At 57.8% G+C, this 24,757-nt stretch carries 18 protein-coding genes and 3 pseudogenes; 8 read left to right on the top strand and 13 right to left on the bottom strand.

Annotated elements, in window-relative coordinates:
• Positions 1 to 594 precede the first annotated feature (594 nt).
• The 3 genes from NLM27_RS25240 to panC all read left to right on the top strand — a co-directional run bounded on the left by NLM27_RS25240 (position 595) and on the right by panC (position 2,958).
• Positions 595 to 900, top strand: coding sequence for a hypothetical protein (locus tag NLM27_RS25240; protein WP_254145905.1), 306 nt, complete (start codon positions 595 to 597; stop codon positions 898 to 900).
• A 324-nt stretch (positions 901 to 1,224) separates the two neighbouring features.
• Complete coding sequence (gene panB, locus NLM27_RS25235; protein ID WP_254145904.1) at positions 1,225 to 2,100, top strand: 3-methyl-2-oxobutanoate hydroxymethyltransferase; 876 nt, start codon at positions 1,225 to 1,227, stop codon at positions 2,098 to 2,100.
• A gap of 9 nt (positions 2,101 to 2,109) precedes the next feature.
• Positions 2,110 to 2,958 carry a pantoate--beta-alanine ligase gene (panC, locus tag NLM27_RS25230; protein ID WP_254145903.1) on the top strand — a complete coding sequence of 283 codons (849 nt, stop codon included), beginning with the start codon at positions 2,110 to 2,112 and terminating at the stop codon, positions 2,956 to 2,958.
• 1,039 nt (positions 2,959 to 3,997) lie between these two features.
• Here the strand turns inward: panC and NLM27_RS25225 are convergent.
• Positions 3,998 to 4,609 carry a cupin domain-containing protein gene (locus tag NLM27_RS25225; protein WP_254145902.1) on the bottom strand — a complete coding sequence of 204 codons (612 nt, stop codon included), beginning with the start codon at positions 4,607 to 4,609 and terminating at the stop codon, positions 3,998 to 4,000.
• A 932-nt stretch (positions 4,610 to 5,541) separates the two neighbouring features.
• Between NLM27_RS25225 and NLM27_RS25220 the strand changes: the two genes are divergently transcribed.
• A complete protein-coding gene (locus NLM27_RS25220; RefSeq protein ID WP_254145901.1) occupies positions 5,542 to 6,048 on the top strand; it encodes a VirK family protein in 507 nt (168 codons plus the stop codon).
• Between the two features lie 554 nt (positions 6,049 to 6,602).
• Here the strand turns inward: NLM27_RS25220 and NLM27_RS25215 are convergent.
• From NLM27_RS25215 to NLM27_RS25190, 6 genes are all read right to left on the bottom strand, one after another.
• Positions 6,603 to 6,866, bottom strand: coding sequence for a hypothetical protein (locus tag NLM27_RS25215; RefSeq protein ID WP_254145900.1), 264 nt, complete (start codon positions 6,864 to 6,866; stop codon positions 6,603 to 6,605).
• A 412-nt stretch (positions 6,867 to 7,278) separates the two neighbouring features.
• Positions 7,279 to 7,479, bottom strand: coding sequence for a hypothetical protein (locus tag NLM27_RS25210; protein ID WP_254145899.1), 201 nt, complete (start codon positions 7,477 to 7,479; stop codon positions 7,279 to 7,281).
• Between the two features lie 1,449 nt (positions 7,480 to 8,928).
• Positions 8,929 to 9,129, bottom strand: coding sequence for a hypothetical protein (locus NLM27_RS25205; protein WP_254145898.1), 201 nt, complete (start codon positions 9,127 to 9,129; stop codon positions 8,929 to 8,931).
• 2,884 nt (positions 9,130 to 12,013) lie between these two features.
• The gene (locus tag NLM27_RS25200) at positions 12,014 to 12,817 is read right to left on the bottom strand and encodes a hypothetical protein (protein WP_254145897.1); all 804 of its coding nucleotides are present in this window, start codon (positions 12,815 to 12,817) and stop codon (positions 12,014 to 12,016) included.
• 109 nt (positions 12,818 to 12,926) lie between these two features.
• On the bottom strand, positions 12,927 to 13,625 hold the full coding sequence (locus NLM27_RS25195; RefSeq protein WP_254145896.1) for a recombinase family protein: 699 nt from the start codon (positions 13,623 to 13,625) through the stop codon (positions 12,927 to 12,929).
• Positions 13,568 to 13,792, bottom strand: a complete 225-nt coding sequence (locus tag NLM27_RS25190) for a recombinase family protein (protein WP_254148915.1) — start codon at positions 13,790 to 13,792, stop codon at positions 13,568 to 13,570. The genes NLM27_RS25195 and NLM27_RS25190 overlap by 58 nt, the downstream gene beginning before the upstream one ends.
• 209 nt (positions 13,793 to 14,001) lie before the next feature.
• On the opposite strand from NLM27_RS25190, the pseudogene NLM27_RS25185 reads away from it, so the two are divergent.
• Positions 14,002 to 14,106, top strand: a pseudogene (locus NLM27_RS25185) (VapC toxin family PIN domain ribonuclease); the annotation flags it as partial.
• Between the two features lie 216 nt (positions 14,107 to 14,322).
• Positions 14,323 to 14,502: pseudogene (locus tag NLM27_RS44035) on the top strand (amidohydrolase family protein); the annotation flags it as partial.
• 121 nt (positions 14,503 to 14,623) lie between these two features.
• On the opposite strand, the gene NLM27_RS25180 reads toward NLM27_RS44035, so the two are convergent.
• Positions 14,624 to 16,123: a CoA-acylating methylmalonate-semialdehyde dehydrogenase gene (locus NLM27_RS25180; protein ID WP_254145895.1), complete on the bottom strand. Its 1,500-nt coding sequence runs from the start codon at positions 16,121 to 16,123 to the stop codon at positions 14,624 to 14,626.
• A 98-nt stretch (positions 16,124 to 16,221) separates the two neighbouring features.
• Here NLM27_RS25180 and NLM27_RS25175 point away from each other — a divergent pair, with 98 nt between their 5' ends.
• Together NLM27_RS25175 and NLM27_RS25170 are read left to right on the top strand one after the other, a co-directional pair.
• Positions 16,222 to 17,109, top strand: a complete 888-nt coding sequence (locus NLM27_RS25175; RefSeq protein ID WP_254145894.1) for a LysR family transcriptional regulator — start codon at positions 16,222 to 16,224, stop codon at positions 17,107 to 17,109.
• A 1,275-nt stretch (positions 17,110 to 18,384) separates the two neighbouring features.
• Positions 18,385 to 19,224 (top strand): type I restriction enzyme HsdR N-terminal domain-containing protein, encoded by an 840-nt coding sequence (locus tag NLM27_RS25170; RefSeq protein ID WP_254145893.1) that lies wholly within the window; start codon positions 18,385 to 18,387, stop codon positions 19,222 to 19,224.
• A gap of 632 nt (positions 19,225 to 19,856) precedes the next feature.
• Here the strand turns inward: NLM27_RS25170 and NLM27_RS25165 are convergent.
• From NLM27_RS25165 to NLM27_RS25145, 5 genes and pseudogenes are all read right to left on the bottom strand, one after another.
• Positions 19,857 to 20,177, bottom strand: a complete 321-nt coding sequence (locus NLM27_RS25165) for an integration host factor subunit beta (RefSeq protein ID WP_254145892.1) — start codon at positions 20,175 to 20,177, stop codon at positions 19,857 to 19,859.
• Positions 20,178 to 20,863: 686 nt separating this feature from the next.
• Positions 20,864 to 21,271, bottom strand: a complete 408-nt coding sequence (locus NLM27_RS25160) for a hypothetical protein (RefSeq protein WP_254145891.1) — start codon at positions 21,269 to 21,271, stop codon at positions 20,864 to 20,866.
• 492 nt (positions 21,272 to 21,763) lie between these two features.
• A pseudogene (locus NLM27_RS25155) lies at positions 21,764 to 22,342 on the bottom strand (ATP-binding protein); the annotation flags it as partial.
• A gap of 273 nt (positions 22,343 to 22,615) precedes the next feature.
• On the bottom strand, positions 22,616 to 23,839 hold the full coding sequence (locus NLM27_RS25150; RefSeq protein WP_254145889.1) for a type II toxin-antitoxin system HipA family toxin: 1,224 nt from the start codon (positions 23,837 to 23,839) through the stop codon (positions 22,616 to 22,618).
• Positions 23,832 to 24,410 carry a helix-turn-helix domain-containing protein gene (locus NLM27_RS25145; protein ID WP_254145888.1) on the bottom strand — a complete coding sequence of 193 codons (579 nt, stop codon included), beginning with the start codon at positions 24,408 to 24,410 and terminating at the stop codon, positions 23,832 to 23,834. The genes NLM27_RS25150 and NLM27_RS25145 overlap by 8 nt, the downstream gene beginning before the upstream one ends.
• Positions 24,411 to 24,757: the final 347 nt, after the last annotated feature.

The following is a 24,757-nucleotide window of genomic DNA, read 5'->3' as shown; positions in this document are numbered from 1 at the left end:
GCCAAGTTCAGTCCACTTAACTCATCGCCACTAACGGGCAAGCGAACGATCGGCAGGTCTCGCGAAATCAGTTCTTGAGCGCGCTGATCAAATGGCACGCGAATATGTTCGCGCAGGCAGTGATTGGGAATGTGATGTCCGCCTCGACGACTGCGAAGTGTATACAGGCAGATCTACTGGCGCGCTCTATGCGACGATCGGAGGGCTCCGCGGGTAATGATGATCGTCGATTTGACCTGATAGGGCGCGAAGTGAAGCCGCTGCCAACGATGGCTGCGAAGGCGAACTCACGGCAGCCGCGGCCGAGCAAATGCTCAGCTCTATCGCCAAGGTCAGCGATCAGTCTCTTAGGATCTCACAGAATCTATCGCTGAGTGCCGTTGTAATCGAAGCGCAGGGCCGCGACAACCAAGCCTTTGGCAGGATACGCATCGTGCACCTCGGCGCTAGGTAGTGACACTCGAACTCGTTCTCGCGCACGCTCACGTCTGCGGATGCGCCTCGCCAAAGCCAGCCATCGTTGAAAAGTCGATGTCGAAATTGTTCGCCGCCGTCAGGTCGTGATTACTTGAAGGTGTGCTTAGGGGGTCTGGAATGCCTAACTATCTTGCGTCGTATGATCTGAAGGAAACGAGTCCTGATCCCCATCCCATATTTCTGAAGCGGGCCATAGCCTACGGCTGGAGTTGTTGGATTCTTGCCTCCAACAATCTGTGGTATCGGCTTCCGAACACGACCCTGGTCGGCGCCTTTGATAACTTGGTCGTTGCCGGAAATAAACTCGAAGCAGCCCGGGTGGCAACACAGAACGAGTTGGGTCGCGCGGTCACTATGAGCAAATGGATCGTCGTCGACTACGGATTCGCTCGGTTCGATTCTGACCAGCGGCAGAGCGCTTGACATGGAAACCCCGGCTTTTGCCGACGGCCCAAAGCTCACCATACGTTCCGGTGATGGCGCCAGCGATCATGCCGGGCCGCGTCAGCTTTCCCATCCGGGAGCTCAAGGTTGAGCTCGGTCGAATCCACCGTTCAGGTTTGCGGAGGATCGGTTGCTAAGGATCGAGGAGTGTTGGGAAACTGCGATGTGCTCTCCCCGGTGTGTAGTCACTGCGCCACCAAGTTGACGCGCAAGTTTCTTTGTTTGCCACCATTGACAGTTTCCTGTCGCTTTCTTTAGGAAGCGATGAAACGAGGGATGCGGGCCAGCCGTTCGGGATCTGAGATGAGTCACAATTCGGAATCGCCTATTGAACGTACCACGATTCCAATCCTGCTGCGCTGGAAAAGCGAGGGCCGGCGTGTCGTAATGACTACCGCTTACGACGCCGTCACTGCACGCATTGCCGACCGCGTCGTAGATATCATCCTAGTCGGCGACAGCGTCGGCAATGTCTGCCTCGGCTTCGAAAACACGCTATCGGTCAGCGTGGCGATGATGAACCATCATCTTGAGGCGGTCGCGCGCACAAGGCCGCGTGGCTTGCTCGTGGCCGATATGCCCTATCTTAGCTTTCATCTCAGCCGAGAAGAGGCGATACGCAGCGCCGGCGGCTTCCTGCAGCGTGGGGCGGATGCCGTCAAATTGGAGGGCGGAGCCAAGCGTGCCGAAATGGTGCGCGCCCTGGTCGATTGCGAGATTCCTGTAATGGGCCATCTCGGCCTCACCCCTCAAAGTGTCAACATAATGGGTGGATTCAAAGTTCAGGGGCGTACAGCCGATGACGCTTTGCGCCTACTCGATGATGCGCAGCGACTGCAGGAGGCCGGATGCTTTGCTCTGGTCCTGGAAGGAATCCCGGCCGAACTCGCCGCGCGAGTGACCGAATTCCTGACGATTCCGACCATTGGAATCGGAGCAGGTCCTGATTGTTCAGGCCAGGTACTCGTTCTCCACGATGTGCTGGGCTTGACTGAAGGTCGCCGCCCCAAATTCGTTCGCGCCTATGCGGAGGGCTTCCAGCTGTTAAAGGAGGCGCTGTCTCGCTGGGCTGCGGATGTCCGCAACGGTGCCTTCCCGGCACCCGGAGAATCATATCGACTTCCTGAGGGTCTACGCGAAACGATCGCAAATTGGACGCCTTCCAACCCAACCAAATAAAAGCTCAACATGCAAACAATCACCACGGTCCTTGAGCTGCGTCAGGTTCTCGCAGAGGCTGTCAATGCTGACAAGCGCATCGGACTAGTACCGACAATGGGCTATCTGCACGAGGGACATCTGGCGCTGATCGAGGCGAGCCGGGCGCAAAGCGATGTTACGGTCGTAAGTATCTTCGTTAACCCGACCCAATTCGGACCAAGCGAGGATCTCGCCACTTATCCGCGCGACTTAGTGCGCGATGAAAGACTGTGCCGCGAAGCTGGCGTTGCGATCGTCTTTGCGCCAAATGTACAGGAGCTCTATCCGACCCACTTTGAGACTTTCGTCGAGCCGGGTGAGCTCGCAAATTCGCTATGTGGAGTTTTCAGACCCGGGCACTTTCGTGGTGTTGCGACTATCGTCTGCAAGCTGTTCAATTTGGTGCGGCCGGACGTCGCGTTTTTCGGGCAGAAGGACTTTCAGCAATGCGCGATCGTGCGCCGAGTGGTAGCTGATCTCAATCTTCCGGTCGAGGTTATTACCGTGCCAACCGTGCGGGAACCGGACGGGCTCGCGATGAGCAGCCGTAACCGGTATCTCGGCGAGGAGGAGCGTCGGCGTGCTCTTGCCATCAGCCGAGGGCTGTTCGCTGCAGGGGCAGAGTTTCAGATAGGTGAGCGCAATGTTGAGGCACTCGTAGCAATCGTCAGGCGGCAATTGGATGAAATCGATCGCGTGCAGTACGTCGAACTCGTCGATACCGACACACTCAAGCCGGCCACGAGACCGTTGAGTCGTCCTGCAGCTCTTTGCGCCGCGGCCTATGTCGGCTCGACCCGCTTGATCGACAACATCATCCTGAAGCCAAAAGTGTGACGTGTAATGCGAGCATGGATTGAGGTGGACTCGCTGGCGTCACCGACGCACGCTCGTCTCGCGCTTTGATCTTCTCGCAGTTTTCGAGGGAAACTGTTTGAAGGACACAGCCACCTGAATGGCTTTCGGCTTATCACTCGCAATTCAACGCGATCGTCGATCTCAAGCCCGTGACATCCGTTCGGCTGGGCCGATCGCAAGCTCGTCCATTCTATCCTCTCTTCGAACGCAAGCGAGAATGCGCCCGGCGCGGCATTAGATCTCTCCGCACGCTTTTCTAAAGAATAGGAGGCAGCGCCGTCTCGCCAAAATAGCCGTAAAATGGATTATCTCACACTCATACCGGCATGAAGCATGCGTTAAGTAGAAGGATGGATATCGCTCTCGTTAAACGAGCTTGCACCCACGGCTTCAATGCGACGCAGCTGAACGTACTCCGGCCAGCCCGATCTGTTGATTCTCGTCGAGAATGTGCGGCGCGCCGCAGGATTTCACAGTGGACGCGCTATTCATTGCATGATTCGAGATTGAAGAATCGTTAGTGTTGGCTGGTCTCGGCGAGGCACTAACGTGCGTTTTCGCCAAGGAAAAGACATCGGTTCGCAATGCTTGCGGCAGCCGTACGTCGCGAGATTTGGCATCGTCGAACCAAGTCCGGTGACGCAGTGGAGGAAGTGGAAGGGCATCCAGGTAACGCCGACGGGAGGCGAGAATGAACGTTAGACCCTATAGTTCCCAGCAATCCTCGGTGAAATGCTGCGCAATGTGTGATCGAAGATTTGGGCTCGTCCGCTATTATCACTGGCGAACGGCCCTGTGCTCCAAGAAATGCGTGGTCCGTTTCAAAGAGCGGCAGAAGGCCGACCATAACTGGCTCCGTGCGTTTGCGAGCGGCTAAAGGCGAGATCAAGCCGATGTATCCAATCGGCTAAGCAGGCTCCCTCGCAATCCAGGAGATCGGGGACCTCATCAGCTGGATCTCCAACACCTCCACCGAAGCTGCCGGTCAATGTCGCTGTTTGGAGCAATTGACGCGGAGCTACCGCAGCGTCGTTACCCAGACCACACGCGCCGCCTGCTGGGTCGGATTGTCGAACATGTGCGGCACGATGCTCGGAAAGCGAAAGCTGTCGCCGGCTTCCAGCACATGGGCCTGGTTGTCGAGCCACAGCCGTAGGCTGCCCGAAACGATGTAGCCGGCCTTCTCGCCGGTGTGTTGCAGGAAGTCGGTGCCGGACGAGGCGCCGGGATTGAGCGTGAGTTCGTAAAGTTCGAGCTGACCCTTGCCGTCGGGCATGAGCGCTTCCTTGACCACGCCGCTGGCGGTGAGCCGCAGCAGCCGGCGGTTACTCCTGCGTACGACGTAGGGCTGCACGTCGGCGGGATCTCTGGTTTCGAAGAAGTAGGAGATGGGCACATCGAGCGCGATGCTGAGCAAGCGCAGCGTGCGGATCGACGGCGTGACACGCGCGCGTTCGAGCTGGCTGATCATGCCGATAGAGAGACCGGTCTTGTTGGCGACGTCCTGGATCGAGAAGCCGGCTCGCTGACGCAGCAGCCGCACGGTCTCGCCGAGGCGCAGATCAACAGCATCGTCAGCCTCGATCGCCGGATCGTCCTTCCTGCCTTTTGTCGCGACGCGACCATCCATGTCGATCTCCCCTGCATCATTTCAGGCCCGGACCACGGCGGTCCGAGGTTTCATTCGGAGTGAAAGGTTGCGCTTCTTAGCATGTGACTACCGGCTGTATTTAGTCATGCCGAAATTTGGGCTGGAGGATCTTATAAGGAAAGCCAACTCCTGTCCCTCTGCCGGTTTTTAGGGGGCGCGGGAGGCGGTGCCGCGTGCCATAAAGAAGACTGAGTCATGGTAGGCGGCGGCCAAGTCCTGCGTGGGACACTGCAGCTTCCGCACGGCCGGCAATTCTTCCAGCTCGGCGCGCGCGCCGCGGCGAGATGGACCCTTTTGGTCACCTGCCTTTGCCCAGGCGACCATCATCTCATGCCGAAGACCAAATCCTAACTATCGCGGCTGCATTCCGCTCCTCGACCAATTGGGATCCCAGCTTCGACAGCCCACACTTTGAATTGCTGGCGAGCCGTTCTATGTCACTGACAAGCTGTGGCCGGACAGATCGAGCAGACATCGCTTGCAAAATAAACGTCTCTTCGATGCCGCCGTTTTTCCGGCGCTGGCTCCATGCATCCAGGTTTAGCAATGCCTCCTCGCCAGCAGAGCTTTCTCGGGGCCCGCAGTTCCTGTTTGCATCATCGGCTTTTAGGCGTCACCCAATCTTACCCGACCTTCGTGCGAAAGCCTGTTAGGGCGTAAGAAATGAGGGCTAGCCTTCTCGCCACTGCGGTCTTTCGGAAGAGGATTGGCACGTGGTTTACGGGCCCAAGCGCCCATCGGAGGAAATCATGCCAAGGAAGCTCGCCGCTGATCGCGGCCTCGTGGACCGCGATACCAAGTCAAATTCCCACTTGCGACGAGGTGTGTGTCAGCTTGCCGTCAGCTAGGCCCACTATCGAGGACCATAGGCTGACGGCGCCGCGAAAAGTAGCAGACAGAATGGTCATCGCATGTGGAATCAAAGCAGTGTTTCGCCCATCGTCTCTGTGGCTGAGCGATCAGAGGTAAAACGTTGCAGGCCGTTTAGAAACACGGGCCTGTCGCTTGCTGTGTCCTTGATTGCGGCCGCAAGCGTGAGCACCCTCGTGAGGGCAGATGAACCTTCGCCGAAATACATCGAGGTGCTGAACGCCCTTCAGGCGGGAAAGAACGTGAGAGTCGTGATGGATCTGAGTCGCTGTACAGTTGCCGATGGTGGAAAGCCAGGCCCGGCGACGCAGGGTGGATTGGTCATCAATGCTTTCCGGGTGACCCCCAAGAATGGCATCAGCTTCGCCAATACACATCAAACCCTCGATAGTTCGGGGCAAGCGGTGACGGAATACATTCGGCACAACCTCAGCCGCGAGGGCAAGCTCACCGTGCGCGCATCTAAACTTGTGGTCGGCACAGTCGATGTCGTGAATCAGGGCGAGTTTGTCTGCGAGCTGCCGGAGGGCGCAAAGTTCATCTGGTAACCGGTTGGTCTCGCCCGTTGAAGCAAGTTGGTAATCATTGCGCCAGTGAATTATGGCGTGACAAGCCTGCCCATGAATCCTATACGCGGCGCTTGGCCGGATGTCGTCGTGCGAGCAGGTCGACCATCTTTACTGAGCTCGTGAGGTATTAGAGCGTAAGCGTAGTTCCCTTCCAAACTTCTCGCGGCACATGGGATACGCGAGCTCCAGGATCTTTTCGAACGATCTATGCTTGACCACACGCTTAAGTCTGACATGACGGCGCGGGGGCCGGAAGTGATCATGAAGTTGGAGCATCGTCAAGTGATCATGAAGTCTCGGGCGACAGCTTAATCGAGGGCCGAAGCTTCGGCAGCAGATCTTAGAGGATATTCAGGACGGCGAGCCGACGTGGCGGAGGACGCCTAATTGTCCGATGATTGCTCACCGCGTGACGATAATCCTACCGGATGTGGCGCCGTCGCCGCGATCGAGAGACTCATCTCGCCTGATCAGGCGATAGGTGAGAAGAGTGGCCTACGGCGCATCTTGCTTGCATGCTGCTCAGTGAAGATTCAGGACATCTCCACGCACCAGGTGCCGATAGCCCTTATCAGCCACCCATTTGGCTCGCGCCAAACGACAGTCATGCGTTCGCTCGTACCTTGCGCGGTCATCGAAACCCGACCAATTGGCACGCCAATTGCTGGAACATGGTTGAGGAAGAACGCCACCATCTCGATGTTTGAGAGAATACCAATCTCAAACCCTAATCGGTTTTCTGGTTGAGTTTTAGTGAAGTCGAAGTCGCCGAAGCGTTCATGGCTGTCAGGCAACATACATTATATGGGCATCCTCGTTCCCAAGATTCGAATGGAGTCGACGAAGCGAGCGTGTTTGATGTGCCACGGAACTGCGCTGAACTCGGTACTGTCGTCCGTAAGGACGATGGGCTTTTCATCTCGACCGGAACGGATCGTGGGTTCGGCGGCAATCAACGGACTCCCCAAGAAACCTTGTTGACTGCGACGCCAACGCGGCAATCGGGTTCACTGGCGAATCGTGATCGGAGAGGGACTCTGTAAGCGAACGCTGAGAACCATGGATCATGAGATGAAGAGGGCGAATTGAATTCCCCGCAGGCCCCATTGTGGTCGGTCGGATCGAGCAATCACTTCCAGAGAATGTGCTCTTCATTCGCCTGGCCAGGTCGGATCGCAGCCGGCCGGGGAGTTTTCGCGTGATTGTGGATCAGCCAATGGTTTGGTCGAGCAAGTCCGATAGATTCATGCCGTTGTCAGTTGCTGTGTAGTACCGACTGTACTCCTGCAGAACATTCTGGATCCGCTGAACCACCGGCTTGTCGAAAGTGAGAAGGCCGACAGGGATGAGAAAGTCCTGCACGCTGTCGACGGGACAGTGTACGGAGATGGCCGCGATCAGGCCTCGCATGAGCAATAACTCGAGGCTCGGCGGGATTTCTGCGACCTCAGTTCCGGCGACAATCAAGTCGAATGCTTGGCGAGATGGCCAGCCAGCTTTCCAGCAACGAGCCCGATGGAATTGTGAAAGCCCCCGCAGGACTGGTTCTGACGTTGCCCGCAGTGCTGAAAGGTCAGGGCAAACGTTTGAGAAAAGATAAATTCTTGAAGTTCGCCGCGTCCGGTGCGGCATGGGGTAGCCGAATTCATTATTTGGCGGCGGCTAAGGCGGAGCCGAGGGCTGGCCGGCCCCCGTGTCCTCTATCTCCGCAAACGCGGGGCATAGTTCTCTACGTTGCGTACTGACCTAGGCCTAACGCAGCTTGTGCGCGACATCTCGCCGCTTTCCAGCACCATGTCCGATAGAACGAAGCAATTCTGCGGCTTCAACGCAAGAAGCGCACGATACGAGCGCAAAGGCAGGTCTAATATCGACAAGGCCATAGAGGTAATGGGTAGGCACAACAATATCCTCATCCCGGTAGCCGGTGTCCCATTCCCGAGACCTAAGTAGGGGCGCTCGCGGCAAAAGGCGCTTGATGCGGTGGCGGGGCTGTTGCGCCAAGGCGGGGCTGCCCCCGCTCCTGCGGAGCAATCGTGGGGGTTTCATGCACAATCGTGACTTTGTCTCCGACAGCTTCCTGACACTGACCGCGGTCGGCTTGGTGATGCTCTGCTCGAGCCTGCTCGCCTTTGTGTTCGCTTGAAGTGAATGCGCTAGTTGCGTTTTTGCGCCTTGACCAAGCTAAAAGTGCCTGTCGGCTAGCAACGACGGTGCCTAACACTGAGCGACGAATCGATATCGACCAGCTTGCGGGCGGCGGCTTCCGTGGGCAAAGGGGCGGTCGGTGGTCACCGCCAGACCTTTTGGTTCAGATAAGATTTCATAGCCCCGAGCCTCGAAAGTTGTGGGAAGACAACGTAGATGAAACTGTCTTAGCTCACGTGCCATTGCAGGATGGCGGCGGTTGTTCATATCCCGTGCTCTTGCCGTCCGCCGCGGTAAGTCCGGTCGAGGTGTTTTCGAGACGAGCCCCGCAGAACAGGTCTAGCCCGCATCGATTTAAAGGACATTATCGAGGTTAACACTAACACCGCTCTGTCGGCGCGCCGGACAACGCCATTCTTGTTAGAACGATCCAGATGAGGGATTGCAGTGCGGCTCGCACTCAAACTGGAAGTGAAATGTGACGATTATCCTAGCCCTGCTAGGGAGCGCGATCATCGGACTGGCGACGGGTCTGTTCTTTCAGTCTGGGCCTTGGTGCTAGTGTCCTCGACGATCGCGGTCCTCGCCGCGATCGTTCTTCAGGTCTACGGCCTTGGCTTCTGCGCTGGCGTTTCGGTGGTCATCGGATGCCTCGTCGTCGGCCAGCTCGCCTACCTTCTGGCAGCGTTTCGTCTGCATAAGGGAGACATCTCAGTTCAGGACGAAGCTCGCGGTGACCCAGGCGAACACTGCCATCAGGATGTCCCCGACGAGCACCAGTAGCGCAAGGCCCGTCCAGGAGGGCAGCTTGCGGCGCAGCCGGAGGGTTTTTCGCCGTGTCAGCAGACGGCCCAGTGAGAACGGAGGTGCGTATCTGACACCAATGCCAGCCGCATTTTTTTGAAACACCATGGATTTCATTGCGGCACACGTTTCAATGTTAATGGTCGGTCCACCGTCTCATCAGCAAAACAAGTGCCAGTGCGGAGCATGCGTGCCAGCGGCGGCGGCCCGGAAACGACAGCGTTGGAAGTGCGGCATGGGGTCTGCGTGTCACGTGGCATGGGCGGCCTCCGTTAAGGCGAGTGGCACTGCGCGAGTCTGATCGGGCGGCATGGGGTGGGATCAGCATAGCCTCGATCGATTTCCCGCGTCGGCTCGCGAAAGAGGATGCAGCCGTTTATTGGGGCTGTTCTGAAGATGACTTCGATACTGGAGAAAAAGGGCACAGTGCAGGGGGCGATCCTCGACACGCAGCGCTGGGACCGTAAGGCTAGCTGCGGCGGAAACCCGGAGGTGAGGCAGGAGGAGGAGTGCCGACACAGGCTCAAGCAGGCGCAAATTGATCGCCTCCTCGACACTTCGGCAGGCCACCGACATTCGCGCCGAGGCGCTTCGGCGCATCGACGATCGCGACTTGTGGGCGCTTCAGGCGATCCGCCAAAGCGACGAATTTGACATGCGGACGAAGTCGACGCGGTGTCCCTGGCTCTTGCCTTGGTCAAGCCCATTCTTGCTTGTCCTCCACCAATGGCCTGCTGCCCCCGGGCCAGTGCTAGGACGCTCCCAAGTTAAAGGTTCTCAACACGCGGAAAAAGCTAACGACGGACCTGTCGGGGAGCCTAACAGTGGGTATCAATAAGGCGCGCAAGCCCGCTGCAAACCGGCGGGGTCATCGATCTTAGGCCCGCTGCACCGGGAAACAGGAAGATGGCTGGTGGCCGTAAACTTAGTGCGGCACGAGAACTCAAGCGGGTAACATTGAGCCGTTACCACGACGTTGCTGCTCCCGACAGAACCCGCAATCTAGATGGCGCTGGCCGTCTGACGAAATTGCCGCCGGAATTTCAAATGCTAGCACGAGCCGCCGGCGATATTGGCTGGAAAGGCCGGCGCTCGCCCTGACGGCAGCACCGCCACAACGCCCTCCGCCGTGGGTGAACCGCGCATCGGCGACGATGCTACCGGAACTGTGCTGAAGCCGGATTTCCGGCGCGTTCCTCAACACGCGCGATGATTCACAGCGGGGGCAACCGAGATTTCGCCGACTACGCGCAGTGCGCGTGCGATATGATCATTCTGAGCGTGCTTACGTGAATTATGGAGTTCAGTAATTCCTGTGTATTTGGTCACTGGAATTTGAACAAACATAAGGCGAATTACGCGCAGGCTCGATAGAATCTGATGATCTTGTTTAACGCTACATCACATCAAAGATGAGGGCCTGGATTCCGTATGGTTCATCCAAGCGGCGTCGACAGCTGAGGCGCTAGACGCATGCTACGACCCATGGAGAGACCGATAGGATCATTGTCACGAGACTGGTGAACGGTCAGCGTAAAGGCTGCTTGTCTGATGCAAAGCAAAGCAAGAAAATGAGTTCATGGGACGGACTTAGCCCTGGCCAGTTCTTGGCTCGAGTCGGATTTTCAGTCGCTATCACGGCAGCGGTTGTCGTTGGGACTTTCGTCGCAATCCGCTATATGGCGGCCTTTTTTGGATGATCAGAGTCAGGTGCAGTGCCCGAGCATTCCAGCCCGCGAGCTCTTTCCGTGCCCAGAAAATTTCGTAGCGACCTAAGACGGGACCTCCATTATACCAGTGCCGGGGGGCGCATGGAGAGTGTAGCAATGGCAAAGGACCCTGACGACCTAGGCGTATCGCAGAGATCGAAACCGACGGGTCGGCTGCGATCATAGTTGAGCAGATCGAGGACGAGATCACCGTCGCTATCGTGAGCGTTGTGGACGTTCATTTTCAGGTAACGGCCGATCAGGCGCTCAAGCTCTCTCAGGCCCTAGCAGTTGCCGCGGAGAATGCGGAAAAATTCCGTTGGTCAACCGAATGGTGACACCCTGCGCCCGGCGAAAATGACCCAAGTACGGTTTCGACCGTGCGGTGCAAGAAGAGTTCGACGATCCGGTAGATGCGGTCGTGCATCGATGTATCCGGCCTCTGCTTGGAGCGCAGTGCTCCGGGCCATCATGGATATCAGCGCGCAATGCGATCTGGTTAGCGGACAGGCCTGGGACGGGCCATTTGGGTCACCGGTGTTCGCATGCGCCGGGAAGACCGATCCTTCATCGCCGTCTCATCCTCTCGCAGACCTCGGCGGGTAATGTATCTTACGTCATCGATAGCTCCTCACTTCGCGCGTTCCTTTGTTCGTGCCTGGCGGTCGATCCTTCGTCCGGGCCTGCGCGCGTAAGGGGCAGGTATTTGGATTGCCAAGGCGTGTCGAGGAAGCCGCGGCACAACTGGCGTATTTGAAGAAGCCCGCGATGGCCGAGGGCGCCGATAGGTTGCTGGCCGACAAGGGGCTGGCTGCCGCAGGTGCGGCGGATGTCGCAACACGTGTCGGAGCCAGCTGGACGCATAATCGACTCTGGCGAGTAGGCCGGGCCGCGCAGGCGGCCCGGCTCTGTTGTGTCCGAAATTTTGCGCACCACATGCGCGCGTCGTCGTATTGCGTCTCAGAAATAAGGATCGAGATTCTTGACAGGGATGACAGACATCTTGCCCATGGCCCATCGGGTCCGTTTGTGCCGCTACCGAGATTCGGAGGGTTTGGATAGTCCCGGCGAGCGGGGACCCGAGGGCCCGCGCCATCCATTCCTTCCCGCGCCGGAGCCGCCGCTTCCGGGAGTAACCGGCGCTCCACCTCGGCCACCGACCCCACCCCGGCCGCCTACGCCTCCATCAAGTCCGCGCACAAGAACGGCGAGATTCAGAATGCCGGGCGGTATCTCTTTTACTTTGTCATCGAGGAGCTTCTCCGCAATCACGCGAGCCGCGGTCATACCGAAGGCCCAAGCGAAAGAGCGGCGAGCCTATATTTGTCGCGCAGATGCTCCAACGTATCAACAGCAACCCTCGTTACAATGCGAACGTACCAATGCCAAATCTCCATGAGCAAAACCCATACGAGAATGCTCGCCGCCTGGACGAAACCCCAAGGAAGCTCCATTCGGCCAACCTCAATGGAGGTTTCTGGCGACATCACGAGAGCGAGCGCCAACATGACAAAAATCCCAATAACCCCCACCAGCCCACGCCACCATTTCCAACCGCCGCACACTTGGTTCTCGACCAAATGCAGCTGCTCCAACCCAATTGCGTCCCCCGCGTATCCTTCACGTGCTCTTTGAATCATCGGCTGGAGAAAGCCCACCAGGTAACGCCATGCGGCGTGATCGACAGCCGTAAACAGCGCCAGGGCGCCAACGAACTGAACGAATGTGTCCACCCACACCAGGACGGCACCGAAAACAGAGATGGCGGCCGCGAACCCAATCGCCTGCCAAGGCATCCTGCCTTTATTCGGGGCCTCCAGATAAACCCGCTCCTGCAATCCAACATCCCAGAGCGTGCCCCACACCCACGCGAAGAAATAGATGATCAGAGCGGTCTTCCAGATAACGTCGCTGGCAGACGCATCAGTGATTAGCTGTGCGATGTCGGCTGAAGATAAGTTGCGAAGCTTTAGCCATGTGAAAATGAGTGGCAGCAGAAAAAATATCGAGCGGACCATGAGCCGAGCAGCAGCCGCGAGGTTCGTTCGAGAGACTATGCTTGTCGACTTTACAATTGGATCGGTCACAGCGCCCGCCCCCGGTCACTACCTTTCCTATAGAGTGCCGGAGAGCTTAATCGGAGCGTGTCCCTAGCGCAACTTCCGTCCACACAGGGGCTGCTGCGACGCGGGCCGCCTACTTCAAGAAATTCACTCGCTGCTTCTCACCGGAGTTTCTAAATGAAGAGCAGGTATGAGGACACCTTAAGAAGCCGCCACCACCCATTTCCTCTCGCGGTTCACGATCTGACAAGTCAACTCGCCGCAGAGATGCGCCAACCCCCCCCCCAAAGAAATCTTTGAAAATCCGTCGCCTCGCATCCATCCTTAAAACCTTCAAACCCATCGCTTCGCACATTTCATAGACCGAAATGACTTCAGCCGATTTTCCGCCGATCAAAAACTGCGCTTTCGCCTGGATTTTTTCTTGTAGCTGATTCGGAGAGCATAACTCGCGAGGAGAGCTGATAGCAGCGCGAGGAGGGCCGAGTTCAGCCCGCGCGTGCTCCTCCACTCTAGTGCACGTTCCCTTGTTGCGCGCGGTTGCACAGCCGAGCAGGTCCTTCGAAATCATCGTGTACCCGCCGCCGCGGCAGCCGCACTTCACGAGGCCGGCGAAAAGGTATCTGGGCCGGCGGCAATCGTAAAGCTTGTTCTCGCCAGGCGCTGACGACTCGTAGGCGAGCGCCTGCTGTTGCGCCTTGACTGCATCCCATGTTTCCTGATCGACAATGCGCAGCTCGGGGACTTCCTGGATCACCCATTGGGTTTCAGGATTCAGACGAGAAACGCGCTTTCCAGTATCCGGGTCCTTGAAGCGGAGCCGATTCCACACGGGCGGCCCACATAGATCTCGTTGTTGAGGATGCCAACGCCGCGCTTTGGGTTGCCGTGAACGGTTGATGACCCCCCTTTAGCCTCTTGCGGTCCAGGCCCACCTTCGCGGTTCAGCTCGAAAGCGATCGTGCGCGAGGACTTGCCGGCGAGGTAGTCTGCGAAGATGCGGCGGACGACAGCCGATTCGGCCTCGTTGATGGTACGGTCACCTCGGATCGCTCGCCATCACCCGCGAATTGCTTGGCGACCTAATAACCGAAGCACAGCCCGCCGCCCGACTTGCCGTCCGCGGCGCGGCCATGCAGACTCGCCGCGTCTTGTCCGCGAGGTCCTTCAGGAACAAGGCGTTCATCGTGCCCTCCAGCCCGACGTGCATTATCGCCGCCGTCGCCAGTGCGAACGACTGCGTCGTGGTAACGGACAACGAGAAAGACTTTGCCGGTGTCCAGACCATCAATCCGATGCGTGGACCGGTGTGAAGTCAAGCCAGACGGCGGCTTCCGCTTACGGCCGCTTTTTCGGTCGCGCCGATAATTCGATGCGCCCGCGATCGCGCCTTCGAAGCTCGGCCCGGTACGAGCGCCGTCCTCCTCTCAGGTCTCGGACCATCCTGGCGCAGAGGCGGCCGAAGTTTCCCGGTTCCGCGTATAGGTACGAATGCCCCTGCGGCTTGAACATTTTCTCGGGCGGCGTATCAGCTTCAGATGGAAGACAAGATTGGAGGCATCGAGGTCGGCAAACTCGCCAATTTCGTCATGCTTGGGAGGGATCCAATGACGTGCCCGAGCGACCCAATCTTGAATACTCCTGTCTTGCGAACGATCGTTGGTGGAATTGACACTGATGCTTACATCAAATCCGCTTCGTTGACTTGATCCGTTAAGGAAAAGGCAGCCCCGCATGAAAGCGGGGCTGCAGCTAAAGAGAGCCTGATTTCTCTCCTTGTCCGGCCGGGAAGCGGCCGAAGCGCAATAAGTGGCGGTGAGCCGCTGGTCATTAGCTCATGGTCGGCATCACGAACTCCGCACCGGTGCGAATTCCCGTCGGCCATCGGGTCGTTATAGTTTTCAGCTTGGTGTAGAAGCGAACCCCTTCTGGACCATGCATGTGATGATCGCCGAACAGTGAAGCTTTCCAGCCGCCGAACGAGTGGAATGCCATCGGAACGGGAATGGGTACATTAATGCCGACCATTCCAACCTGAATCTGATGGGCAAACTCGCGGGCCGCGTCGCCGTCTCTAGTGAAGATCGCGGTGCCGTTGCCGAATTCGTGTTCGTTTATCATCTCGGCAGCCTCGTCGTACGATTTGGCGCGGGCGACTGCGAGCACCGGCCCGAAGATTTCCTCTTTGTAAATCTTCATGTCGGTCGTGACGTCGTCGAACAGAGTTCCGCCGATGAAATATCCTCCTTCATATCCCTGACGTCGGAAGTCGCGTCCGTCGACGACCAGTTTTGCGCCTTCCTCGACGCCGGCATCAATATAAGCCCGAACCTTTTCGAGATGCTGCTTTGTGACCAGCGGACCCATCTCCGCGTCGGGATCTGTGCCTGGTCCGATGTTCAGTGCACGCACCTTCGGTGCCAGCTTTTCGATCAGTCTTTCTGCCGTCGTGTCCCCAACGGGCACAGCGACCGAGATTGCCATACAACGCTCGCCGGCGGAGCCGTATGCGGCGCCCATCAGCGCATCGACCGCCTGATCCATATCGGCGTCGGGCATCACAATCATGTGGTTCTTGGCGCCCCCAAGCGCCTGGCAGCGCTTGCCATTCCGCGTTGCCGCCTCGTAAATGTAGCGGGCAATAGGGGTTGAGCCGACGAAGCTGACGGCGACGATATCGGGTTCAGTGAGAATTGCGTCCACCGCCTCCTTGTCGCCCTGGACGACGTTGAAGACCCCGTCAGGCAACCCCGCTTCCTTTAGCCATTGCGCAAGCAGGAGCGGGGCGGATGGATCGCGCTCCGACGGCTTGAGGATGAAAGTGTTTCCGCAGGCAAGAGCGACCGGAAACATCCACATCGGCACCATAGCCGGAAAGTTGAACGGCGTGATTCCGGCCACGACGCCAAGTGGCTGGCGCAGCGAATAACTGTCCACGCGTGTGCCGACGTTTTCCGTGACTTCCCCCTTTAAAAGTTGGGGCGCGCCGGTCGCAAACTCCACCACTTCCATGCCGCGCTGGATTTCGCCCTTCGCGTCGGAGAACACTTTGCCATGCTCGGAGGAGATCACCTGAGCGAGCTCGTCGATCCGACCTTCGATCATTCGCAGGAATTGGTTGAGTACCCGCGCACGGCGAAGAGGAGGAGCGCTCGCCCAGATCGGAAACGCTTTCCTAGCCGCGGTCACGGCCGATTTCACGTCGAGGGCCGATGCTAGGCCCAGCGTTCCTGTCTGCACTCCAGTGGCTGGGTTGTAGACGGGTGATGTGCGCGTGCTTCGACTCGCTACCAATGCGCCGTCGATGAAATTTGGTATGGACGCGGTCACAGGTACTCCCCCACAAGCTTGATTGCCTACAATATGAAGTGCATAAAAATGCGTAACAATCGCCGAATTTGCGGTCCCGTTGTGCAGAAAGTGTAGTTATGGACTGGGAACGAGTTCGCATATTTCTCGAGGTCGCGCGCGCTGGGCAGATATTAAGAGCGTCAAAGCGCCTGAAGTTGAATCACGCCACGGTGGCCCGCCAGCTCACCGCTTTGGAGCGGAGCCTGAATGCCACGCTACTTGAACGACACACGTCAGGCTGCACGCTGACGGCAGCGGGGGAGGCCTTGATTGCCGCTGCCGAGCGAGCGGAGAGCGAATTTCTCAAGGTCGGATCGAGCATTGCCGGTTCGGCGGAGGCAGTTACCGGCACGGTGCGAGTGGGTGCACCCGATGGGCTCGGCAACTATTTCCTTGCTGATCGTTTGGGAGCGTTGGCGGCGAGACATCCAGGCCTCGTGATCCAGTTGGTTCCCTTGCCGCGGACGTTCTCACTGTCTCGAAGGGAGGCAGACATCGCAGTCACTTTGGATCGACCGAAGCAGGGGCGTCTGATCCTGTCGAAGCTCACTGGCTACACTCTCAGCGTCTACGCTTCCGAAAGATATCTTGCGCGCGAGGGCGTCATCAAGGATCAGGCCGATCTTGCCGGCCGCCTCTTCGTTACCCACGTAGAAGACTTCGTATACAGCCGGGCGCTGGATTATGCATCTGCTCTTGGCCGTTTGATGTCGCGCCGATACGAATGCGGGAGTGTTGTTGCGCAACTAGAAGCTGTTCGAAGCGGACATGGCATTGGAATTCTCCACGATTATGCTGCACAGCGCTATCCGGAATTGATCCGCCTTCTTCCCGATGTGCGGTTCGTCCGGAATTACTGGCTCACTTCTCATCCCGACTCACACGAGACCAGGAGAGTTCAGGAGGTGCATCGTTTTCTCACCGCTTCCGTCAAGGCAGCGAGAGCCTCATTCGAGATGAAGTGAACCGGTTAACGCGCTGAAAAAGCTCATTCGGTGGACGTTAAGCTGATGCGATGTGGTCGCTGGTACTTTGTCAGGGGCGAGGAGCGGGTTGTTCAACTGGACTCGATCAGGAGACTATCAAGGTACTTTAGCGCTCTCCAGCACTCGTCACCTGTACTGCCGCGCGCAGTTGCCCGATTGGGCAGGACCCGTCTCTTCGAGATTGTACCGGCCCTGTTGTCCGAGCGAAGACACAGCCGCGAAGTCTCGGTACCGAGATATCTTAGCGGATATCGATCGTAGGCGCGAGACACATCATTGCCAAGGCGCGCGCGCAACTCGATGCGGCGAAGTCGAAGAGGAATCTTTCGACGAAGGGGGTTCTAGCGCATATCTGGGCGGCCATGTTGACGGAGAACCTTCCCGGGGCGCAACAAATCCTTCGATAGGGGCGAAGATCAGCAGGAGGCCCATCATGAACATGTTCGTATCGGCAGCTACTGCCGTCGCCGCAGTACCCTCCGCCGCGCAAGCGCTCGCAGGCAATCAGTCCAATGGCACAATCGCCTCGTCGCGATGTTGGCACACGCAGAAGCGGTCGTAGACCTACTGCGCACCCGCGACGCACCAGAGGGGTGGAAGATCGATGAGGTGGCTGCCGAGCGGGCGCTGCATACTTTCGGAAATCGGCAACCGACGGGTCGGATGATGAAGAATTGCGCGAAGCTGCAATAGAGTTTCTCAGCAGCTACGGTCAGTCGCTAGATCGGGTTTTTGATGGAAACTCTGCGGCTCCACACTCCGGCCTCCCAAGCCGGATCTCCATCGTCAGCGACGCGCGGGCAGAAGGCGGCGAACAGGAATGGGAGCGCGCTGTAAGCAGTGCGTCTCGTGCAGCCAAGCGCGTACTGGCTGAGCCCGCGCTCACGGGCAATGGTCCTCTTGATGAAAATCCACGTCGCCGGCTTCGAGCTCGATAGCCCCGCGGCACATCCACGATGCCATACCGGGGACTGAGCACCGCTGCTTGGGAGCCGGGGCGCTTCTCAGCAGAAGGTACTGAATTTGCCGCGGGATTGGCGCAGGCTCGAGGTGCGCAAAAATGGCGCTGAGCTAATAGCCAGCGGCCCGCAGGCCGACGCTGGCGGGCCATCACACGCAACTACCGTCAGCAGTAGGATCGCAAGCATCGCTGGCGGCCCGAGACGACGAGATGCAGCCCATTTTGACTAAATAGGGGGTTGTGCTCGCCGAAAGGTTGCATGATGCTCACGTCCATAGTTTTGGGGACGAATCATGGCGAAACTCTCAACGAAAGTCGCTACGCGCATCACCGCTCAACTCAAGAGATACCAAAGCGTCTTAGCGGGGCTCCTGAAGCGCGATGTCAGCGAGGCCGACACGGTCACTGTCGTCAACGATATGCTTTCTGACATCTGCGGCTATGACAAGTATCTACATGTCACCAGTCAATACGCGATCCGCGGCACTTATGTTGATCTTGCAGTGAAGGTTGACGATGACATCCGGTTCATTATCGAAGTAAAGGCCATCGGGATCGATCTCAAGGATGCCCACGTCAAGCAAGCCATCGATTACGCTGCCAACGAGGGAATCGAGTGGGTAGTGCTCACGAACGGCGCTCATTGGCGAATCTATAAGGTGCATTTCGGCCAGCCGATAGAGAAAATCCTCGTTTGCGAACTGGACGCGATCGAGGAAAGCGCCAAGAGTCCTGAGGCGCTTGAATGTTTTGGGAATTTGAGCCGTGAAGGCTTCTCAAAGAGCACGATGGCCGAGTTCCTTCTGCACAAGCAGGTCACGAACAAGTTTACTGTCGCAGCCGTTCTGCAGACCGACTTCATCCTGGAGGTTCTGCGTCGAGAGATTCGTCGGATGAGTTCCGGCGTGAAGGTGGAAGTCGACTATCTGAAGACCTTATTGCGCGAGGACGTCATTAAGCGCGATTTGGTGGATAGCGATGAAGCGAAAGCGGCTCTCCAGAACATCAGGCGTTTGCAACGGGCTGCCACCCGGAAGAAAACCGCGCCGAAAACCGCTGATGAAGAAGCGCCAATAATTGCCCCGGTTGAGGATGCATCCGCTTCCCTCCCACGAGCAGTCGCTACTCCTTGATCATGGATCGCGGACGCGCAGCCTAGTAGGGGAAGTCGAATGAGCCTTGATCCGGAGACTTACAGGAGACAGGCTGAAGCTGCGTATCAGCTCAGCTTCGAATTGTGGAAAAGCGTCGCTAGGGCAGCACAGATCGAATACGGTCGTTGGCTGGTCAATACCTGTGGCTCATACACTAGGCGCTAGGTCGGGGTTCTTTTCAAAGCGCATGCCCTAGAACATCCTCCATCCTAATCAGTCGCTTTATTTTGGTTTGGGGCTGGCATCGTGTCGGCGTTCATCGCCGCATTCGCCGCTTGGTGGAATTTCATCTTCGCGGCGGTGCTGTTTCATAGTTGAATGGCGGCCCGAGCTCAACGCCGCCGTTCTGACGAAAGCTGGCGCGCCGGCCGAGGCCTTTCTGGGCTATGCGGTGTTCGTGGATGGCGAAGGACACCGCATTTTTGACAGCACACACGACGTCCGCGGCTGCCGGGCGGATAGCTTAATCAGACGCAATGTAGCCCATCCCGACTCGTCCATTGAGGGTTGTAAGGCCTCGATTGCGGCTTCTGATGCGGGAACAACACTAACGCTGCTTCTTCACCACATCGGGTGCTCACTGTTGCCACTTAAACTGCCCGACGTCACCGTTAAGCTGCCTCGGACGGCAAAGTTGCCGACTTTCGGTTTCGCGTCACGTTCAAGCGCCCGTGCATCTCCTTGCTGGCCTTAAAGTGCGGCAAGCGCTTCTCATTAACTCGCACGAGCTCACCCGTTCGCGGATTTTTACTCATGCGAGCCCGCCGTAGCCTGGTAGAAAAGATTCCGAAGCCACGAAGCTCAACCCGATCTCCGCGCTCGAGCGCAGCGACGATCTCGCCGAGAATTGCATCTACAATGTTCTCGACGTCGCGCCGGTAAAGGCGCGGGTTTCGGCGGGCGATACGCTCCACGAGTTCGGACCTAATCATTGACGCTAACATCCATAGCATTCATGAACGATCATTTCCTCGAAAGCGCCTGCCCATGTCAAGCTGCAGCTGGGTCGATCGACTGACCCGGCCGAACGCAAGTCGGTTGAATAGACGAAGCATTCTGAAATTTCGCATTACCAAGGTAGCGCTGGTATTATGATCTACCAAACGCGCAACTACTCTGCTAGAGCTGTGCCGCTTTTGCGCTCCCGTGGCTGTGGCGTTTGCGTTGATCCTCAAACTTTGAATGACCACTCAATCTATTATCGCGCCATCCCATTCACGAGCGACAGCTGGTGCTGTTGAGATCCCGGAATGAGAGCGGACGGTCTGATGTCTGGCGTTGCGAAGCCAGCATGCCGCTTGTCTCGGCGACGACGGGCTCTGTCTTGATCGTGCCGATGGATCCATTGAAATCAACAAATCAGACAGGAGCGCCGGAATTTCCGACGATTTGAGCGACGTCTCAAGGCTACTTCATCGTGTTGAATCGGAACGCAGCCAGCGTTGCCGCCGAAGAGCGCCGCTTTCGCATTTTCTCATCGGAGCACGCTTTGACGGACTCGATTGCCACCACTTTGGGGCACGAAGCGCAGGAATTCAGAAGGGCAATTTCCAAAGCAAATAGAGAAGCGAAGCGATAGCGCCCCAGAAAACGATCCCCCGGATTATGAAAGCGAGTGTCATGGCCGAGCCGAAACGTTTGATCCGCCTAAATACGCACGTCGCTGAGCCATAGCGATTTCATCGATCGCGTCCGCCAGTCCTCCTAGGAAGACTTGATGCCACCCATCATCATCAGGAAGCTCCCAGTCCCGCAGACTGGCGACGTATCGGGTGAGAGCGATAACGCCAGCGATCGTGGTTGGCGTCGATCGGATGAGCACATTTGCATGCTCCGTGAGAGCCAAGTTCCGTTGGACGCTGATTTCGTCGGCGGCATCAAATTCGGAGCCTCCCTCTAGCTTCGCCAATACCGACGCGGCCGCATCGTAGTGGGCGGACAGTTCGCGATGCTTCTCAATTACGACGAAGATCAGATCCCGCTCGGCAGCAGCGACCGGCGGCGTGGAAATTTTCTGGGATGACATGCTAGCCCCGGGTAAATAGCGACGCGATGTTACCATGGCAGCACGGCGATTATCAGCGTAGAGGGGCTGTCATCCGCTGTCTTTCTGCTTAATCGGCTTTAAAGGAACAGAGATGGTACTCACGAACATTGGGCGAGAAAGGAGCGCCGGGCGCGTCAGAATTACCCAACTCAAGGCTGCAAATAAACAGGGAATCAGGATGAAGCAGATTGCCCTTCGGGGCAGCTGAAGTGACGCGAGCTTGACGTAAAGCAGTGTACGCAACGACAGCGACCGTAGATCAGTCGTAAACCCGATGAGAAACGGCCGATGGCTACATCGGGTTTGCCGCGATCGGAGAAAGAACTTTTCCAAACACTCTTCCATGCCGCTCAAGTCCTAACGCAGTGAGGCCACGTTGCTTGGTGCACCTGCACCTCCTCGATATAACCAAGCGCAGCGTCGCCATGGAGCTGCTTCTAGATCAGATGGCTTTCGCGGTAGCTGCCGATCCTAATCGAGCAGTTCGCGCAAGGCGGCCTCAATTCGCGGACCTTGAACGGCTTTTGCAAGGCGCGAGCGCCGCCGCGCACCGAATCGAGGCCGCCGTTTCGGAATAGCGGCTGGCGAATATGATTGGCCCCTCGGGGGGTCTTGAACGATCTTCGCGACCGCGGCACCGTTCATGCCGGGCATCGCAAAATCCAAGATCATCGCGTCTGGCACAATCCTCTCGAGCGTCGGTAGGCTGGCGGGACCGTCTTCGGCGAAGAGATCGGCTGATACGGCGTCGGGAGCCTCGGGAGCTTTGGTCGCGCTGCGTGCGGCATCCGGCCTACGGAGATAAAGCCGAACGGTAGTACCCGCTCCCGGCGAACTCTCGATCCGCGCCGACCCGCCCGACTGATGGAGGGTGCCGTAGACCTGACGGAGACCGAGCCCCGCGCCCTTGCCCGTTTCCTTGGTCGTGAAGAAAGGCTCGAAGGCGCGGTCGACCATCTCGGCCGCCATGCCGGATCCCGAATCCTTGATGAAGAGTGCGATATATTCGCCATCGGTGGTGATGATCAGTTCGTCGCCATCCGGCATGGCGTCTCTTGCATGCGAGCGACGTTGAGTAGGGTCAGACCTTCGATGGCGCGTCGTTCGTGCTCATCTGCAATTTGAGCGAGGCGCAAGAGGACTTTCCCGTAATGCTTGGCCTGTAGGATCGCGGCTGCGTCTCCTTGCGAATGGCGCCCGTCCATGCCGGCCGTCGGCGCGGCTGCGAAGGCCTCGAACCTGACGCCGAATTCGCGTCCGACGAGATCCCGAGCCAGATCCTCGAAGTCGCCGCGGAAAGGTTTCCAAAATGTAGGTCACTGCTCAGAGTTCGTTGTAAATCGGGATCGAAGCGGCGTGCTTGTCGACCACTTCGACGACTTTCTTTTCCAGGGGGAGATCTGCCTTGCGCTCCGTCCACATCTTCTTGAAGCGTTGGACGGTTTCCGCGGCCGTGTCGACGGCGAGCTTCTCCGAGATCCTTGCCTTCGCTGCCAGATGCTTCAGCTCGTCTTTGGAGAATTCGGCCATCTTCTTCGTGCGCGAATAATTCAGCGCCATCTTGTCGTCCGCGATGTACGGTATGGTCGACAGCAGATCGTAGGCGGGCGACAGAACCGGCGTCCGGCGGTCGGGATAGATCACCGACCAGTTCTTCAGGTGCATGTCGGCGTTGCCGATCAGTGTGCTGAACACGAGACGTCGGACAAACTCAGCGATGCCGGCCTCGCCGGTCTCTAGGCCCAGGACGCGCGCGATGCTCCGATAGTTGGCCTTGTCATATTTCTCGTCCGGGAACACGCCGAATATCTGCGCAAAATCCTCCATGTGGACCGGCCCGTCGGCGGTGCGGTCGAACCGCTTAACGGCCAGCGCCCGTCCCTTCAGCTCGCCGATACCTTCCGGGAGTCCGTTGATCGCCTCGACGTCGATAAGTTGAAGCTCGGGCACTTCCATGCCCATGTCCTTCGCTAAGGTCATCATTGAGTATTCGTTCTCGGGCACGCCCGTGTACTGATGGGAGGGCAGCTTGACGATCCACGAACCGCCGACGCCCTCGACTGGAATGGTTAGTCCGCCTCTCTTTGGATCGTTCTTGAGCGCGGAGAATTTCAGCTGCACGCCCGCGAGCGAGAAGCGCAGCATGTTCTGCCGTTCGTCTGGTGTGAGATCCTCCTCAACCTGAGGCGGCAATGCTTCTCCGTCCGCCGGTTGGACCGACAGGGCGCCTGGAAGGTCTCGGCCCAGCATCCATAGAAGAAAAAACTCACGCTTTTCCTTCACGCCCGCACGTTCCGCGAGGTAGCGGCGCAGCGGCCCCTCCGGCAGAAGATTGGAGAAGAAAGGTGGAAGGACCTGCTGATACGGTTTGAACGAGGTGAGCAGGTTTCCGAACGAGTCCTTGAAGGACAGGCTCAATGTCGGACGTGCGAGGTTATCGATATAGTTCTGGTTGAAGGCAAGCAGCGATCGGTCGCCCTGCACCAGCGTGAGGGTCGCGATAGGGGCGTCGTGTAGGCGTACGTCTAGGACCGATACGTCAGGCATCGTCGTCCTCGTCGTCGAGAGCGTAGGCGGGACGGGGGGTTTCTACGGGATGTGCGATCCGGTTGCGCAGACCCTGCAATACGCCTGCTGAAGTTTCCAGTACTGAGTTGGGGATCGGTTCGGCGCGATAGCCTCGCAGTGTGTCGACGACGTCGTTGACAACCGTCAGGTCAGCTTTCGAAAGGTGGACCTGTTTCAGAAAGCGTAAGTATTCGGCGATGCGGTCGAGCGCGGCGGAGCTACCGTGGCGTTTCCTTTGTCCGGAAACGATGCGTTCGGCCTTGGCGAAGAGGTTTGAGGGTCCTTCCTCGAGGGAGAAATCGTTGGTGTTCGAGCGCAGAACGGCTTCTACCGCGGGAAGCAGCTTCTTAGGCACGAGTACAATCTCAAGGTCGAGTGCCCGGACCATCTGGATGAAGCTGGACAGGCCTGGTTCGAGGCGGCCGGTCTCTATCTGGGAGATATGCGCTTGGGTCAGACCCGATCTGACGGCCAACGCACGCTGGCTCATGCGCTCTTGCGTGCGTTTCGCCTGAACGCTCCGGATAAGGTCTTGGCTGGGATATCCCATGATGTAAAATCCTAATCAAATGACCATTTAGACAACGATAATATATCAAATTCCTGGATTCAATCGATAAGTATTCTTATCAAGCTCAAGATATGATAAGAAAAATATATCAAAATGATGGAATCCCCAACGAAATCAGCGACGCGCGACCACGTGATGCCGCGGGCCGTGGTGAGCCGCTTTCCGGCTGTCTCCCGGGAAACGACCACCTTCGGGATTTTTGCGCAAAAACCCAGGCGTCGGCGCCCCCACCAAAGTGCGTCGGGCAGAACCGGGAGGTAGAAGATATGGACGCCGAAATGGAGGCTTTTCGGGCAGGCAAGCGAGATATTACGAACTTCCAAGAC

The organism is Bradyrhizobium sp. CCGB12, assembly GCF_024199845.1.
Lineage (GTDB): Bacteria > Pseudomonadota > Alphaproteobacteria > Rhizobiales > Xanthobacteraceae > Bradyrhizobium.
The sequence above is the reverse complement of the archived record's forward strand: the minus strand, read 5'-3'. Positions and strand labels throughout refer to the sequence as shown.

Excerpts from the sequence above, each read along its gene's own strand:
- NLM27_RS25210 (WP_254145899.1), bottom strand. The coding sequence starts at position 7,479 with ATGCGAGGCCTGATCGCGGCCATCTCCGTACACTGTCCCGTCGACAGC.
- panC (WP_254145903.1), top strand. The coding sequence starts at position 2,110 with ATGCAAACAATCACCACGGTCCTTGAGCTGCGTCAGGTTCTCGCAGAG.
- NLM27_RS25160 (WP_254145891.1), bottom strand. The coding sequence starts at position 21,271 with ATGTCATCCCAGAAAATTTCCACGCCGCCGGTCGCTGCTGCCGAGCGG.
- NLM27_RS25150 (WP_254145889.1), bottom strand. The coding sequence starts at position 23,839 with ATGCCTGACGTATCGGTCCTAGACGTACGCCTACACGACGCCCCTATC.
- NLM27_RS25165 (WP_254145892.1), bottom strand. The coding sequence starts at position 20,177 with ATGATTAGGTCCGAACTCGTGGAGCGTATCGCCCGCCGAAACCCGCGC.
- NLM27_RS25175 (WP_254145894.1), top strand. The coding sequence starts at position 16,222 with ATGGACTGGGAACGAGTTCGCATATTTCTCGAGGTCGCGCGCGCTGGG.
- NLM27_RS25240 (WP_254145905.1), top strand. The coding sequence starts at position 595 with ATGCCTAACTATCTTGCGTCGTATGATCTGAAGGAAACGAGTCCTGAT.
- NLM27_RS25220 (WP_254145901.1), top strand. The coding sequence starts at position 5,542 with ATGTGGAATCAAAGCAGTGTTTCGCCCATCGTCTCTGTGGCTGAGCGA.
- NLM27_RS25170 (WP_254145893.1), top strand. The coding sequence starts at position 18,385 with ATGGCGAAACTCTCAACGAAAGTCGCTACGCGCATCACCGCTCAACTC.
- NLM27_RS25215 (WP_254145900.1), bottom strand. The coding sequence starts at position 6,866 with ATGTTGCCTGACAGCCATGAACGCTTCGGCGACTTCGACTTCACTAAA.
- panB (WP_254145904.1), top strand. The coding sequence starts at position 1,225 with ATGAGTCACAATTCGGAATCGCCTATTGAACGTACCACGATTCCAATC.
- NLM27_RS25225 (WP_254145902.1), bottom strand. The coding sequence starts at position 4,609 with ATGGATGGTCGCGTCGCGACAAAAGGCAGGAAGGACGATCCGGCGATC.
- NLM27_RS25145 (WP_254145888.1), bottom strand. The coding sequence starts at position 24,410 with ATGGGATATCCCAGCCAAGACCTTATCCGGAGCGTTCAGGCGAAACGC.
- NLM27_RS25205 (WP_254145898.1), bottom strand. The coding sequence starts at position 9,129 with ATGGTGTTTCAAAAAAATGCGGCTGGCATTGGTGTCAGATACGCACCT.